This window comes from Clostridium sp. HCP1S3_C6 (assembly GCF_052066735.1).
Classification (GTDB): Bacteria; Bacillota; Clostridia; order Clostridiales; family Clostridiaceae; genus Clostridium.
Genome location: NZ_JBQHRN010000005.1, coordinates 22,772 through 39,367, shown reverse-complemented (window position 1 = coordinate 39,367; position 16,596 = coordinate 22,772). Strand labels below are relative to the sequence as shown.

Below are 16,596 nucleotides of genomic sequence, written 5' to 3'. Positions count from 1 at the left end.
TCTATTTTTATACTTTTATATACTTCAAGACAGAATTGACAATATATTCTATACATTCATCATTAATACCAGGCCATACACCTATCCAAAAAGTATTATGCATAATTATATCTGTATTTTTTAAATCACCAACAACTCTATAATTATAATCATTTTCTGTAAAAATAGGCTGTTTTAATAAATTTCCTCCAAAAAGAAGCCTTGTACCAATTTTATTTTCTTCTAAATATTTTGTTATATCATCTCTTGTAAATTTAGAATTTTCTTTAATTGTGATAGGAAATCCAAACCAACTTGGTTCACTATTTTCTTCTGGTTCTGGTAATATTAAATAATCATCTAACACTTTTAATCCATCATATAATTTTTTATAATTTTCTTTTCTTTTTTCTATAAATGTTGGTAACTTTTTAAGTTGTGATACTCCAAGAGCTGCCTGCATATCTGTAACTTTAAGATTATATCCTAAATGAGAATATACATATTTATGATCATATCCAAATGGCAAATTACCATGTTTTTGAGAAAATCTATGTTTGCATACATTATCATGACCTGGTGGACATATACAATCTCTTCCCCAGTCTCTTATTGATCTTATAATATTATAAATAATAGGATCATTTGTAAGCACAGCACCACCCTCTCCCATAGTTATATGATGTGCTGGATAAAAACTATATGTAGAAATATGACCAAAACTTCCTGTAAGTTTACCATTATATTTTGCCCCTAGAGCATCACAATTATCTTCTATTAACCACAAATTATATTTTTGAGCTAATTCCATTACTTTATTTAAATTAAATGGATTGCCAAGAGTATGAGCCATAAAAATAGCTTTAGTTTTTGGTGAAATAGCCTTTTCTATCACATTTTCTTCATATCCATATGTACTTAATTTTGTATCAATAAATACTGGAACTAAACCATTTTGTATAATTGGTGCAACTGTAGTAGGAAAACCTGCTGCAACTGTAATAACTTCATCCCCAGGTTTAAGTCTCTTATCACCAAGCTTATGTGATGTAAGTGCTGTCATTGCAATAAGGTTTGCAGAAGATCCTGAATTTACAAGAGCACAGTGCTTAATTCCTAAAAATTCTGCAAAATCTTTTTCAAATTTATCTCCATATCGTCCTGTAGTAAGCCACATATCAAGAGATGCATCTATTAAATTTGCTAAATCCTCTTCATCCATGCACTTTCCTGATGCTGGTATATAATCCTTGCCAGGAATTATTGTTTTTTTATTTTCCTTGTAATATTCTTTTGACAAATCAATAATTTTTCTTCTATTTTCTTCCATTGTCTTCTCATCCTTTTTAACATTTTATAAATATCTATTTTAAACTATTTAAATAATAATCTATTTGATTCTCAGTATATTTTCTCATGTTTGTATTTCCATCATAATAATTTTTATACCAATTTATTGTTTCTCTAATTGATTTATGAACATCATATATAGGATTCCATTTCAAAATACACCTTGCTTTGCTTATATCAAGTTTCAGACTCATAGCTTCATGAGGATTTTCATTTTTATCTAATTCATAACTTCCTTTTTTCCAAACACTTATTGATTCATCTAAAACATTCTTAACGCTTAATATGTCACTATCATTAGGCCCAAAATTCCATCCTTCAGCGAATTCCTTTTTACCTTCTAACAATTTTTCTCCTATCATTAAATAACCTCTTAATGGTTCTAATACATGTTGCCACGGTCTTGTGGCTAATGGATTTCTAATAATAATTTTTTCATTTTTTGATACTGCTCGTACAAAATCAGGTATAAGCCTATCTTCGGCCCAATCTCCTCCGCCAATTACATTGCCAGCTCTACATGTAGCAAGCAGTATTCCTTCATTTTCGAAAAAGCTTCTCCTATAAGAATTTGATAAAATTTCAACACAACCTTTACTTGAACTATAGGGATCATAGCCTCCCATTGGATCATTTTCTCTATAACCATAAACCCATTCTCTATTTTCGTAGCATTTATCAGTAGTTATTGATACAATTCCTTTTAAATTATTACACTTTCTTGCTGCTTCATAAAGGTTAAGTGTTCCAATAACATTAGTATCATATGTAAGTTTAGGATTCCTATATGAAAGCCTTACTAAAGGTTGTGCCGCTAAGTGAAATATAATATCTGGATTAAATTTCTTAACTATTTCTTCCAAAAATGCACTATTTCTTATATCTCCATAAACATTTTTTATTTCATTATGTAAATTACATATATTAAATAAACTAGGATTGGTATTTGGTTCTAGAGAATATCCAAGCACTTCTGCGCCTAACTTTTTTAAAATAAGTGTAAGCCATGTTCCTTTAAATCCTGTATGTCCTGTTATTAATACTTTTTTATTCCTATATATATTAAAACACATACTTTACTCCTTTTGTAAAATACAAATTTATTACTCTTGTAATAATTTTTCTATTATAGATAATTTCTCTTTATAATATGTTTCATTCTTATAATACTTCGTATATACATCTATCAAATCATCTACTAGCAATCCTACATGCTCTTTTTTTATCTTATAAACCCATGGTATTATCATATTATCAATTAGTTTCTTCTTTTCTCTTTTATAAGTTTCATCTGATAATCCAAATTCTTTGTATTTGCATATAGTGTCTAAATACTTATGGATAAAAACATCTGCCAAACTATATCCTGATGGCTTATGGGCTCCAGAATCATTTCTAAATATATGCCCAAATAAAATAGCAAATTTATTATTAAGTTTTAATGATTCTAATTGATAAATTACTTGATTAAAACAGAATTTATCTACTTTATATTTATAGACCTTATCAATCAATGATTTTTTTATAATAATTCCAGAAATCAGTGTGCACATATATGATACTTTTTCAATATAATCATCTATACCTTGTCCTATATATGAAGTAAATTCACAATTATTAGGCAATACAAACATTGTAGATATATTTCTATTTTTTAATATAATGTTTAATGCTTTATATATTACACCATCACTATAATAATCATCATCTCCTATACAACTTATAAATTCTCCCTTTCCTAATTTATATATACTTGATATATTTTCATTACCATTTATTGTTTCTTTTCTTTTTATGTATGTAAAGTTTGAATATTTATTTTTATATTTTTGTACAACATTATATGTTGCATCTGTAGATGCATTATCAACAACTAGTATTTCTATTAAATTATCATTTCCAACTTGTTTATATATAGTTTCTAAACATTTATTTAAATAAAATGATCTGTTATATGTAGGTATTCCTATGGTAAATATTGGTTTCTTATTTGTAATATTTTCAATATTTCTTTTTACTTTATGTTCATTTGATACATTTACCCATTTTCCTATTTCACTATCATAATATTTTATAACTTTAGCAGGTTGGCCTACCGCCACGCAATAATCTGGAATATTAGAATTAACTATACTATTAGCCCCAATTGTACAACCTCTTCCAATTTTAACATTGCCAATTATTACAACGTTATTACCAATCCAAGTTCCGAATCCAATTTTAACTTCATTTTTAAAAGAATCTACTCCCTGTCTTCTAATAGGAATTCCTATTTCTTTATACTCATGATTATGATCTGCTATATGAACATTAGATGCTATTATTACTTCATCTTCAATTTCTACTTTATTTACAGATGATATAAATATTCTTTTTCCTATGTCACAATTATCACCAATAATTATTCTTGGTTTTCCTTTAAAATTATAATAAGGTACCATAAGTGTAGAATCTTCTTTAATTAATGTATTATTTCCTATACTTATAGCCTCTTCACATATTATCTCCGCACCATCACGTATTAAAGTATTGTATCCATAATCATAAAATTTAATATTTTTTGTATTAACTTCATATTGTTCTTTAAATTTCTTTATCTCATCATTTAAATAATCCCATTTATTCTTATTAATAATTAAATTGATCTCTTTAAAAATTAATTTAATTGAATTTTGATAGTCTAGTATATTGTTTAAACATTTATCCATCTTTATTGCTTTTATTAAAGCTAGGCCTTCTAAATACATTGATATTAAATTACTGTCGCTAATTAAATTATGCTTTTCGTTACCTAAGCATATAGCATTACCAAATCTCAATGCACTACATATGGTTGCTAAATTTATATTGTAAGTAAATGTCTTGTCAAAATATGTTCCTATATTATTTATGTAATATTTTTTATTTATTATACATAACATTTTTGTATTTATGATCTTTGAAATGTTATATACAAAATAATTAAGTAAATCCTTTCCTAAGATTACATTATTATTTTCTAAGCATATTCCCTTAATTACAATTGCAATATCATTATTTGTGTGGAATTTCATCATATCTAAAGAATTTTCATTAATTAGATCTATATTTGAATCATCAATATACATAATATATTGTCCAGAAATATCATGCATAGCTCTATTTATATTTTCATTTTCATTTAATTCTTCAAGATAATTATAAATACTAAAATATTCTGAATTTTTAATATCAATTTTTTGATTTTTATTTTTTATAAAAATCATTTCTACGTTGCTATATACATTAGTCTTAACTTTATCAAAAATATTAATAGCATCAATATTTTTATCTTTACAATTAACTACTACTGTTAATAATGGGATTCTATTACTTATTTCCTTTTTTAAATCTGTAAGACTTTTTACTGCTTCTTCAACACTATCATTTTCACATGTTAAACTTACTGTTTTTGCATATATCAAACAGTTATCTATTGCTATTAAATATTGTTCATTATCTAGGAACAAATTATTTGAGGATGCATTCATAATTAAATATGAATAATCTTTAACTCCTCCAATAATATTTTCTTTAAACGTCAATTGTTGATTACTATGTATTCTAAAAGAGCTTAAAGCTTCTGATAAAATTACACAATTGCTATTTCTAAGTAAATTAAACCAAGTAGCCTGATCTACATTACAAATAAATCTCCTATTATTATAATAACCAAACTTTTCAGTCATTTTTGTTTTATCAAATAAAACAGTAGTCGGCTCACCAAGTATATTCTTATTTTGACTTAACATTACTTCTGTAATTTCTTTACCATTCAATATTTTATCACACATTACTCTTACAGTTTCATCCAAAATATAATTAATTTTAAAAATCCCCTCATCATCAATCAACTTTCTATTTGAAGATACCAAACTAATTTCATTTTTATCATCTTCTATAAAAACATTAATCATTTTTTCAATCTTATCTTTTTCAAATAAATCATCATCCATAAGAAAATTAACATATCTTCCTTTAGACATATCCATAAGTTTTAAATCATTATCAAATTGACCTAAATTATTTTTATTGTGATAATATCTTATATTGTCATACTTATTTAAGTAATCCTTAATTAATTTTTCAGTTTCATTATTTGTACTATCATCTCCTACTATTATTTCTATATTTTTATATGTTTGATTAATAGCAGATTCCAAAGCTAACTTAAAATATTCTGGTCTATTATATGTAGGTATTAAAATACTAACAAGCGGAAATATATCTTTATAATATTCATTAATAAATTTTTGCCTATATTTTTCATAATCACTTATCCTTGCCATTCCACAATCATGTATTACCCAAGGCTTATCTTGATTAGGCACTACAACCTTGTAACCCTTTTTTATAAATTCTGTACTTTGTGATGCATCATAAAAATGATACCCATCAAATACATCATCTCTCCAAGGTAAATCATATTGAGTTATCATTATAAGTCCATCAATAATTTTTGCTTCTTCATAACGTCTTTTAACATCTTTTAATTTAAATTTTCTTAAGTTACCTGAAGAACTTTCATATACTTTTCCATACTTATTATTAGCTTCATACCATATAGCACTTGTAGGAATAACTTTACTTCCTATTACACCAATCATTCCAATATCACTGTTATTTTCAAATGTGTACAATATATCATATAAAAAATTTTCATTAATTATGAAAGTGTCTTGATGCAAATATACCTTATATTTAGCATCACTTACATTCATAGCTTCATTATATCCACCTGCCATACTTTTTGAATCTTCAACTGATAATACTTCTATTTCATAACCTTCTGGAACATTAAGTCTTTCTATATAATATAAACATTCTTCATAATATTGATTGTTGTTAACACAACTTATAAAACAAAACTTCTTCTCATTCATATTTTTCTCCTTTTAAATTTTATCAACAAATATTCTAAAAATACAATAACTTCAATATTTCACTTGCAATAACTTCCATTCCTTTATCACCTGGATGTTTTGCAACGAAATACCCATCTATTCTATGGACATTGCAATCAACACCATATATTATATTGCCTTGTTTAGAGTAAAACTCACTATTATCATATTTGTCTGATAATTTAATAAATTCATCAGCTATTTTTTTCTTTACATTATCTTTTATTTCATCTCTCCAAAACATTCCCCATTCTCCCCACCAATAATCACATATTGGATGTTTTGTCATTGAATTTTCAATGGTTAACCATTTATTATATGTTCTACTATTTTTTATTAATTTCTGAATTAATATTTTTTAAAAGCTCATTAATATTATTATTTTTTTTCTTAACACTTTTTAAATATTCTAAAGCTTTTTGTTTTTCTCCAAAACAATTTAATACATAAGCTATATTATATATAGTATCATTATCTTCTTTATCAATATCTAACGCTACTTTTAAATATGGTAATACCCTGTCAAATTGTTCTCTTGCAAAATATTCAATAGCTATGTAATTTAGCACATAATTTTTATTAATCATATTTTCATTAATTATTCCAATAATACAATCATCAGTTAATTTGTAATTATCAATAATGTCAAAAACTTCTTGAATATTTTCATCTTTTTTTACATCAAGCCTTCTAAATAAAAATTTAACTTTATTTAGTATTTGAAATTCATTTTCCAACTCTTTTCTAACAGATTTTATATCACTAAAGGTGTTTTCATTTTCTAATAAAGTTAAGTAATTTGCTGCAGTAGTAATTTTTCCTTTTGATAAAATTTGAGCAGTTTCATTTATAATATTATTTTTTGTTATATTTTTAAATAATATTGTACATAGAGTAATTTTATCCTCTTCTCCAATAGCAGCATAATTTATCATCTTATAATTATTTTTAGAAAATTTTTCAATAAATTCTTCCACATCTTTATTTGAAAAGAAATCTTTATTTTCCTTATAAGCATCTAAAACTATAATAACTCTGCTATTAGTATTTAAAATTCTTTTAATTTTTAATATTAGTTCTTGATTTTCAATTGCATTATATTCTGTTAAAATTATCAAATCAAAAAATCCTGCATATTTATTATCATCTAAATTTTTAATTATATTTATACCTAACCTTTTATTCATTTCTGCTAGCTTTGGATTTTTTTCATAAGCATAATAATTTCTATCTTTAAATTCATTTCTTATAGAAATCAAGTTACTTCCTCCACCGGCATTAATTTCTAATATATTTTTATCATCTTTGCTTATATACTTAAAAATAGTCTTATAAAATTTTTCTGCATAATAAGCTGAAAAACTCCACTTATCTATAAATTTTTTATTATTTTTTTCTAACAGTTCATTATAACCACCTTTGACATTTTTAAAAGAAACACTGCCAAAATGATGAATATAAGAATCCTTACTTAATAATATTTTATAACCTGACATAATTATTCTTAAGGAAATATCATCATCTTCAAAATTTCCAGGAGTAAATCTTTCATCTAAATATCCTATCTTTTTTAATACATTACGTTTTATAAGCATTGCAAATCCTACAAGTTTTACTCTTTCTTCATAAGATGATTCATTTGTAATATTATTTTTTGTTGCAAACCTTATGTATTCATCAAAATTATCAAATTTTTCTGATATCATTTGACAATTACTTACACTATTACTTACTGCCCCAGTAGCACCCACATTTTCTTCTGAATATAATGCCATACGCAAATTAAAAATAGAATTTACCATAAGTACAGTATCATTATTTAAAAGCATTATATCATTATCTTTATTTGCTATTTCAATTCCTTGATTGCATCCTTTAGGAAAACCTTTATTATCATCATTATAAATAACCTTTATATCTTCCTGCACCCTTAACCATTCCACTGTTCCATCTGTAGAATGGTTGTCCACAACTATTATTTCATATGTATTTTTATTACAATAATTTCTAATGCTTTCTATACATACTTTTGTATATTCTAATTGATTATAAGTTAAAATAACAAAAGACATATTATTAACATTTACTTTATTATTATTTTTTAATTCATTTATTGAATTTATAATTTCTCTTTTATTACAATCATTGTTACACATATATAATGATTGTTCATAGCACAAATATGCTCTATTACATTCACCTAAAGATTCATAAATATTACCCATAGTATAATAAAGGTCACTATTTAATATGTTATACTTTAATCCTTCTCTTACGCTGTTAAGAGCCATTTCATAATTTTTATTACACATATTAATAATAGCTTCCATACTTTCTACTTCATCTGAACTTCCAAAATTCTTTTTATATTCATCTATAAGAATTTGACCGTCATTAAAATCTCCTGATGAAATAACCTCTTGTATTTCTCTTAACACTTCTTCTTTTTCCATACTTTATTATAAACTCCTTTTATTTTTAAAACATGTATCTGCAGTCAATTGTATTTTATCCTCATGTTTCTTATTACTTTAAATTTGCCTCATACAGTAAATAATTCAATAATAATTAAATTTTCTTATGAACTTTCTTTTGTAACCAAATATATCTTGAACTATTTTTATAAATTTCAACAAATTTATAAATAGTTATTTCTGACTTTTTTATACTATATTAAAATAATCATACTTTCCATAAAGCATAATTTTCAAATATCATACTATAATAATGCCTTTTTCTGAGTCTCTTAACAAATGACAACTTTAACTTTACACTGCTAATCTTAGTCAATGAATCCAATTCTTCAATTATTTTTTTATCAGTTATTTCTATATTTGCCACTTATATTTTTATATGTATCTTTATCTATAGCAATTGTCCAGCCTGCACAACATTAATATTTTCTTGATTTTTTACTATAATACATATAGGCATCATATTTTAATATCAGATCCTTTATTTAAATAATTTAGAATATCATTAATTTCAATTTTTAAATTTTCATCATTGCATAGCCTATATGACTCTTCATAATAATACTTAGCAATTTCTTTATTGTTATCCGCTTCTAAAACACAAGCAATATTATATACACAATCAAATTGGTCATTAATTAATTCTAAAGCTAAAGATAAATTCAACAGTGCCCCTTTATTGTCTCCATTTAAATAATTTAGCACCCCTTTTGTTAAAAGTATGTCTCCATCATATTTAAATATATCATTTAATTCATTAAGTATTTCTGAAGCTTCTAATAATTTGTCATTATTAATATATTCATTGCATACTTTCAATAAATTATCTTTTTCTTTTATCATTTCATCTGAAATAACATCATCATTAATTTCATTCATAAATTCTTTAATTATATCTTTATATTCTGGATACATGTTCAAAAGCTTTCTTAATCCTTGCAAATATTTAACCTTGTCATTATTATAATCCTTAATTAGCAACAACATTCCATACCATAAGGACCCATAACTATCTAATATTTTGTAATAATTTGAAGATTTAATAATACCTTTATTATAAACATAGTTTATATAATTAACATTATTAATCATTGCCCTTATTATTAGGTTTTTATACTTCTTGCCATTTACAGAAGAATTAAATATAATATTTCTTTCCACAATATTTACAAATGCTAATTCATTTAAATCTAATGTTAAAAATTTGTTTTGTGAATAATCATAAAGAATTTTTAAACATTCATAATTATTATTTATATATGATATATATTTATCTATATCCTTATTACTGCAAAGCTTTATTAAATTAATCAATTCTCTATTACGCGGCAAAAGATTTCTTAATATCTTAGCTTTCCAAGTAAAAAATCCATTAAATTTAAAATTCAACTTATTAATATTTTCATCTAAATAAATGCATCTTAAACAAATGTCAATTCGTTTATCAATTCCATATAATTCTTTTATACTGTCATTAATATTAAAATCTTCATTATCAGTCTCAACTTTTTCAATTATATTCATAATTTTTTCAATATCTTCTTCTTCCAATTTATAAGAAAAATGTTTTTTAATCTCACCAAACATTTTACACATAAATAATGAATATATATATATCAATTCCAAGGATTTAATTGCTTTTTTGTTTTTAATTTTCCTAAACTCTAAAATAACTCTATTATAATCTTTTTGTTCATAAAAACATGTTACATAATTAATTAATACTTCATCATATTTAGCATATGAATAATCAACTAATGAACCATATTTTTTTTCATCTTCATGAACTAGTATTCCTTTTTTCTTTTTGTTATACATATTAAAATAAATTTCAAAATTTTTTATTGCCTCATCGTATTTTTTTAATTCTTTGTAACAAAATGATAACACATAGAAAAAATCAAGACTACTTTTACAATATTCAATTCCCTCTTTTGCTACTTTTATGGCACTTTCATAATTGGAAAAATTCACAAGCTCTCTAGAATAAAAATGGTAAACATCAATACTTCTTTTACCATCCACCCTACTCTTTTCAAGTTCATAGGCTTCTTTTATAACCATCAATGCTTTTAGTGATTCATTTGCCATAGCATATGTTTGAGCTAGTTGAAATCTAGTATATATAGGATCTGCTCCATTTTTTAAATCTTCTTCAAGTAAAGCTTTGTTCCTTTCATACTTATATTTCATAACTTCATAATCTTCTCTTGAATACCCATAATGCAAAACTGAAACCCTAGAATTAGTATAGGGAACTAAAACCCTTGGTTGCTCATGAATTCTTCCTTCATAATAAAATTCTTTATTTCTTTTAAAAAGTCTAAAAAGATTTACAGTAATATAATTGTTGATATCAGCACCTAAAAGATTTTTTATTATTATTTCAGCTGCATTATATTTTTTTTCCTTAGATGATGTAAGAAATTCTACAAGCCTTTCTGGATTTTCAAGTACTTCATCTGCATCTAAAATAAGTATCCATTCCCCCTTGCAATAATTTATACTAATATTTCTCATATCAGAAAAATTTCCATTCCAAGGATGTTTATAAACTTTATCTGTATATTTTTGAGATATTTCTATTGTTTTATCAGTGCTTCCTGTATCTACTATAATTATTTCATAAGATATTTTATTATCTAATTTTTTTATAGCTTTAAGGCATCTTTCTATATTTTTTTCTTCATTTTTTACAATCATTGCAACACTTAATTTCATATTTTTACCTCTCAAAACTTTTTAACATTTTATTTTTACATAACAATTTATTATCGACCATAATATGCATTTTCTTAACAAAGAAAAAAGCCTATTATCAAAACTATTCTTGATAATAGACCTTTTTTATAATTATTAAGATTCAAAAATTAACCTTGTAATAATTGAAGTACTCCAGATGTAGAACTATTAGCTTGTGCAAGCATACTTTGTGCAGCTTGTTGTAAAATATTGTTCTTAGAATATGACATCATTTCCTTAGCCATATCTACATCCCTAACTCTACTTTCTGCAGCTTGTGTATTTTCAGATGCATTATCCAAATTAGCAATTGTATGTTCAAGTCTGTTTTGATATGCTCCAAGTTGAGATCTACCTTTTGAAACTTTCTTCAATTCAGCATCAACTGTATCAATGAACTTTGTAGCACTATTTGAACTATATACTTGAGCTTCCTTATCTTTTAAATTAGTAACTACTGAAGTTAAATTTATACCACTTGTAGTAAAATCTAATTCAGTTCTTTGTCCGCAATTAGCTCCGACTTGAATTTGAACCTTACCACCAGTACCAGCAGTACCACTTAATAATTTTTGTTCATTAAATTCAGTATTATTTTTGATTCTTTCTAGTTCTGCTCCTAATTGCTTAATTTCATCACCTATAGAACTTCTATCAACAGCTACATTTGTATCACTTGATGCTTGTACAGCTAATTCTCTCATTCTTTGAATTATGCTGTGAGTTTCATTTAATGCGCCTTCTGCAGTTTGTATCATTGAGATACCATCTTGAGAATTTCTTGAAGCTTGATCAAGACCTCTTATTTGAGCTCTCATTTTTTCAGAAATTGAAAGACCTGCTGCATCGTCTCCAGCTCTGTTTATTCTTAAACCTGAGCTTAATTTTTCCATAGATTTTGCTGCATTGTTAACGTTGATTCCCATGTTTCTTTGAGCATTCATTGCTCTCATGTTGTGGTTAATAATCATAATAAATTCCTCCCTGACTCTCTTATATTTTGCCATCCTTGGCATTTGAGATAAAAAATTTAATTTATTAAAATAAGCATAATGCTTATTTAAAGCTTAAGAATTAATTTGTTTTTCTTTACATATTTATTATCGCATAATTTTATTTATACTTTATAGATTTTTTGTAAATAAACTATTAATTATTTTTGTAAAATATAAATTATTTATTCAATAAACAATTTATAAATTATTCTTTAACCTTACACTATTATTATCGTTTACATAACAAATAACTTTATAGTTTTTTTGAAAAATATATAATTTAAAAATTTTTCTTTACCAATTTTTCCAAAAAGCTTTACCTTGCTTCCAAAGTTCATTTAATCTACTAATATCTCTTTCAGTATCCATGCAAGACCATAGTCCTTCATGTTTATATACTCCTAACTTTCCTTCACTTGCTAATTTTTCAAAAGTTCCATATTCAAGATCACAATTATCATCTGTTGTTAAATATTTTAATAATTCTTTATTAAAAACCATAAAGCCACCATTTATATATCCTTGAGAAACTTGTGTTTTTTCTTCAAAAGATTTTAAGTCATTACCATTAAATTTGAGTTCACCAAATCTTGCAGGTGGATGAACTCCAGATATTGTTACAATTTTGTCACTGCTTTTATGAAAATCAATTAGTTTTTTTATATCTATATCAGATACACCATCCCCATATGTAAGAAGATTTATATCATCATCTAAATAATTTTCAATTTTTTTTAATCTACCGCCCTTCAAAGTCTCATATCCAGTATTGACCAAAGTAACTTTCCAATCAGTTTCTGCATAGTTATTAAGAAATTCTATACTGTCATTTGAATAATCTATGGTAAAATCATTTGCTATAGTTTTATAATTTAAAAAATAATTTTTTATTACATTTCCTTTATATCCCAAACATATAATAAAATCTTTAATTCCATATTGAGAATATATCTTCATTATGTGCCATATAATAGGCTTACCACCTATCTCGACCATAGGTTTTGGAGTAAGTTTAGCTATATCACCAAGTCTTGTACCATACCCTCCTGCAAATATTACAAGTTTCATAATTGCCTCCAAAAAGTAATTTTTATTATTTATCTTTCAAAAAAAATTTATATTAAAATTCTAATTTAAGTGTTTTTTAATATTTGTGTGAATTTTACTGCTCCATTATAATTTAAATGTTCTAAATCAAAATAGAAATTACTATTATTTTTTATTTCATTACAATCTTTTAAATCAATAATTTTAAAATCATATTTTTTTTAATTTGATTTAAAATATTGTAAAATCTATCTTTCCAAATTTTTTTATGTTCTTTATTAGCATCTTCAACTAGCTTATATCTTGGTATTAATACTAAATAAATCTTAATATCATTATTTATTTTTTTAATATCATGTATGAAACTTTCAAATATTTTTATATTTGTTTTTTCAGTCTCACTATAAATATTTTTTTCAATATTACTTAATCCATAACAATTTTTGTTTTTAAAAAACAATAATTCACTTTCATTTATTACTTTGTTACGTTCATCTTCATTAAAAAAATATGTTTTATCTCTTCTAATAATTTTTTTGATATCTATAATATTTTCTAGTAATTCTATTTTTTTAAATGATAATTCTTTTTTTATTTCTTCAACTTCAACAATGCTAAAATTTTTATTATATTTTAAATTATTAGTTACATTATCAAATCCATTACTATAAATAAACGAAACAGCATTCTTGCTTAAGGACAAATCATAATTAAAGTATGTATATGTGTACATATCTAAAATAACAAACTTTAATTTTTTTATTTCTTCTTTATATTGTTCTAAAACTCTGTTTAATTGTTGATAATTATAAAACAGATCTTGGGAACCAAGCGCTAAATTATACACATCTTTATCTATTAATTTAGGTATTATTCCAGCTTGTGCATATGATATTCCAAACACAAGCCCATTTATATTAATATTTGAACCCAAATTAGTAATATTGTTACTTTTTTTTAATATATTTAAGTAATATTTCTTATATTCATACATAGTAATTATTTTTTTTTCATCAATACCTAAATTTATTAGCTTATTTTTAACTTCTATATTTTCTTTGTCACCATCAATAACTATTATTAATACATCAAATTTAACATTCAAAAGTTCTTTTGGTACATAAAATTTTTTAAATTGTATTGTGACAATTTTTTAAAGCTATCACTATAACCTATTATATTAATTGAATCACGTAAATTTTCTTCAATTGACTGTCTTGCAGTACTTAAACCATATATTATGCAATTTATTTTCTTCATTCTTTTTTTCAATATAATCATTCTCCAATATTATAAAATTTCTTTGCAATTTTGTATTTTTCAGAATCCCACTTTGGAAAATTCAAATTAAATTTGCTTTCTATTTCTTTAAATTTTTCAATTGAAGAACCTTCTAATTCTTTTTCTTCTGGCACATTATAATATTTTTTTGTTCCATCATAAAATTTTATTAATTTATAGTTTTGATTTCTAAAACATTTAAATGCCCTACCAAGATCTAATTTTCCATTTTGTTTAGTAACATTTAGGAAATGATCGTTATATGTAAAATCTCTATTTACTTCTATATATTTTCTTGTATCTATTCCATCAAATAAATTTTTATTTCTAATAAAATTAATAATTAAATTCTTTGTATCTAAATGACTAAAAAAATTATTATACAAATAATTTAATGGAGAATTTAAAATCACATAAGGTATTCTTATATAATCGTCGCAATAAAAATTATCTTGATTGGTAATTTTATCATTCTGAATTATGCTACCATGATCTGAAAACAAAATAACTTGTGATTCATCTCCTATAAGGTTCATGAAAAAATCAATTTGTTCGTCCATATACTTTAGAGAATCAATGTTTTGTTCTTCTTCAATTTTTGCATCATCAACATTAGTTAACCAATATGGAGCAATTTCCACCAATTTTTTTCTATTTTTACCTGAAAAATATGGACTATGAGACTCCATAAAATGCAAACAATATAACGTATTCTTTTGACTTTTTAACGCATTACATAAACCAAGCCACATAATTTGACTCATATTAGTATTAGTATTATTGATACTATATTTATTAGAAAATAGTCTTGTTCTACATCCTAAATACTTAAAATCATAATTTAACCTATCCACTTCTTTAAATATTTCTATATTATCTGGTAAAGTACTTATGTTATATATACCATCGTCTAAGTATTTTTTTCCTGTAAACAATGTCAACAAACTTCCTGTAGTATATGGAACATGAGTGAAAGCATTTTTAATTATTATTCCTCTTTCTGCTCTTTTTTTTAATTTATCCATTTTGCCTAATTTAAATACATCTTTATATCTTAATGAATCACAAATAAAAATGAATTTAGTATTATATTCTTTATTTTTCTTACAAAAATCTTCCTTAATGCAATATACTATATTTTCTATTTGTTTTTTTAAATTAATAATATTAATTATGTTATTATATGATTTATTTATATATAAATTAATAAATTTTAATGCATTATATATATCTCTAATTTTTAAATAATTATAAATTAAACTGGTTAAATACTTTTCTGATTTTAATTCATTATATTTAACATATACATAGTTCAATTTTAAATATTTATAATTTAAACTTTCATTAATATAATTTTCTATAAAATCACAACCTCTAACTTTCAATTCATCCTTTAAAGTCACAAATCTACAATTTTTTATTAACCTGCCTAATTCCTCTTTTATCTCTTTTGTATTGCCTATAGAAGGATTGAATACAATTTCAATATCATACTTGTCTATATCATCATAACTAATTACATCATATCCATTTAACTTGTATCCATTATTATATTTATCTATTATACATACTAAATTATCTAAATTTCCATCCAAAATTTTTAACACCTCAGTAGTTGTTAATCCAGCAGTGGCTATTGCAACCTTTTTAGCAGATGTTTTCTTCCATATTTCAATAATTAATTTATTAATATTATTATTATCAATATCAAATTCTTTTTGTATTTTTCTTTCATATATATCTATATTGCTTTCCTTAATGGCTCTTTCTAATTCCTTATCATAATCCAACTATCTCATTCCCTTC

11 protein-coding genes are annotated in these 16,596 nt (G+C 24.1%); all 11 read right to left on the bottom strand.

From position 1 onward, the window contains the following. Positions 1–7: 7 nt before the first annotated feature. The 11 genes from rfbH to ACTNAO_RS02985 all read right to left on the bottom strand — a co-directional run bounded on the left by rfbH (position 8) and on the right by ACTNAO_RS02985 (position 16,580). A complete protein-coding gene (gene rfbH / locus ACTNAO_RS03035) occupies positions 8–1,309 on the bottom strand; it encodes a lipopolysaccharide biosynthesis protein RfbH (RefSeq protein ID WP_441025785.1) in 1,302 nt (433 codons plus the stop codon). A gap of 34 nt (positions 1,310–1,343) precedes the next feature. Next, positions 1,344–2,402 (bottom strand): CDP-glucose 4,6-dehydratase, encoded by a 1,059-nt coding sequence (gene rfbG / locus ACTNAO_RS03030; RefSeq protein ID WP_441025783.1) that lies wholly within the window; start codon positions 2,400–2,402, stop codon positions 1,344–1,346. A 30-nt stretch (positions 2,403–2,432) separates the two neighbouring features. Beyond that, a complete protein-coding gene (locus tag ACTNAO_RS03025) occupies positions 2,433–6,230 on the bottom strand; it encodes a glycosyltransferase (protein WP_441025781.1) in 3,798 nt (1,265 codons plus the stop codon). A 34-nt stretch (positions 6,231–6,264) separates the two neighbouring features. Further along, positions 6,265–6,495 (bottom strand): hypothetical protein, encoded by a 231-nt coding sequence (locus tag ACTNAO_RS03020; RefSeq protein WP_441046159.1) that lies wholly within the window; start codon positions 6,493–6,495, stop codon positions 6,265–6,267. Positions 6,496–6,577: 82 nt separating this feature from the next. Next, positions 6,578–8,704, bottom strand: a complete 2,127-nt coding sequence (locus ACTNAO_RS03015) for a glycosyltransferase (RefSeq protein WP_441025777.1) — start codon at positions 8,702–8,704, stop codon at positions 6,578–6,580. Between the two features lie 480 nt (positions 8,705–9,184). Next, complete coding sequence (locus ACTNAO_RS03010; RefSeq protein WP_441025775.1) at positions 9,185–11,446, bottom strand: glycosyltransferase; 2,262 nt, start codon at positions 11,444–11,446, stop codon at positions 9,185–9,187. A 149-nt stretch (positions 11,447–11,595) separates the two neighbouring features. Beyond that, complete coding sequence (locus ACTNAO_RS03005; RefSeq protein WP_441025773.1) at positions 11,596–12,438, bottom strand: flagellin N-terminal helical domain-containing protein; 843 nt, start codon at positions 12,436–12,438, stop codon at positions 11,596–11,598. Positions 12,439–12,756: 318 nt separating this feature from the next. Then, on the bottom strand, positions 12,757–13,530 hold the full coding sequence (gene rfbF, locus ACTNAO_RS03000) for a glucose-1-phosphate cytidylyltransferase (RefSeq protein ID WP_441025771.1): 774 nt from the start codon (positions 13,528–13,530) through the stop codon (positions 12,757–12,759). Between the two features lie 169 nt (positions 13,531–13,699). Further along, on the bottom strand, positions 13,700–14,614 hold the full coding sequence (locus ACTNAO_RS02995) for a hypothetical protein (RefSeq protein ID WP_441025769.1): 915 nt from the start codon (positions 14,612–14,614) through the stop codon (positions 13,700–13,702). Further along, positions 14,611–14,781 (bottom strand): hypothetical protein, encoded by a 171-nt coding sequence (locus ACTNAO_RS02990; protein WP_441025767.1) that lies wholly within the window; start codon positions 14,779–14,781, stop codon positions 14,611–14,613. The genes ACTNAO_RS02995 and ACTNAO_RS02990 overlap by 4 nt, the downstream gene beginning before the upstream one ends. A gap of 5 nt (positions 14,782–14,786) precedes the next feature. Next, positions 14,787–16,580 (bottom strand): hypothetical protein, encoded by a 1,794-nt coding sequence (locus ACTNAO_RS02985; protein WP_441025765.1) that lies wholly within the window; start codon positions 16,578–16,580, stop codon positions 14,787–14,789. Positions 16,581–16,596: the final 16 nt, after the last annotated feature.

Bases quoted from the DNA above. Each gene is read 5' to 3' on its own strand.
- ACTNAO_RS03020 (WP_441046159.1), bottom strand. From the start codon at position 6,495: ATGTTTTGGAGAGATGAAATAAAAGATAATGTAAAGAAAAAAATAGCT.
- ACTNAO_RS03015 (WP_441025777.1), bottom strand. From the start codon at position 8,704: ATGGAAAAAGAAGAAGTGTTAAGAGAAATACAAGAGGTTATTTCATCA.
- rfbH (WP_441025785.1), bottom strand. From the start codon at position 1,309: ATGGAAGAAAATAGAAGAAAAATTATTGATTTGTCAAAAGAATATTAC.
- rfbF (WP_441025771.1), bottom strand. From the start codon at position 13,530: ATGAAACTTGTAATATTTGCAGGAGGGTATGGTACAAGACTTGGTGAT.
- rfbG (WP_441025783.1), bottom strand. From the start codon at position 2,402: ATGTGTTTTAATATATATAGGAATAAAAAAGTATTAATAACAGGACAT.
- ACTNAO_RS03025 (WP_441025781.1), bottom strand. From the start codon at position 6,230: ATGAATGAGAAGAAGTTTTGTTTTATAAGTTGTGTTAACAACAATCAA.
- ACTNAO_RS03010 (WP_441025775.1), bottom strand. From the start codon at position 11,446: ATGAAATTAAGTGTTGCAATGATTGTAAAAAATGAAGAAAAAAATATA.
- ACTNAO_RS03005 (WP_441025773.1), bottom strand. From the start codon at position 12,438: ATGATTATTAACCACAACATGAGAGCAATGAATGCTCAAAGAAACATG.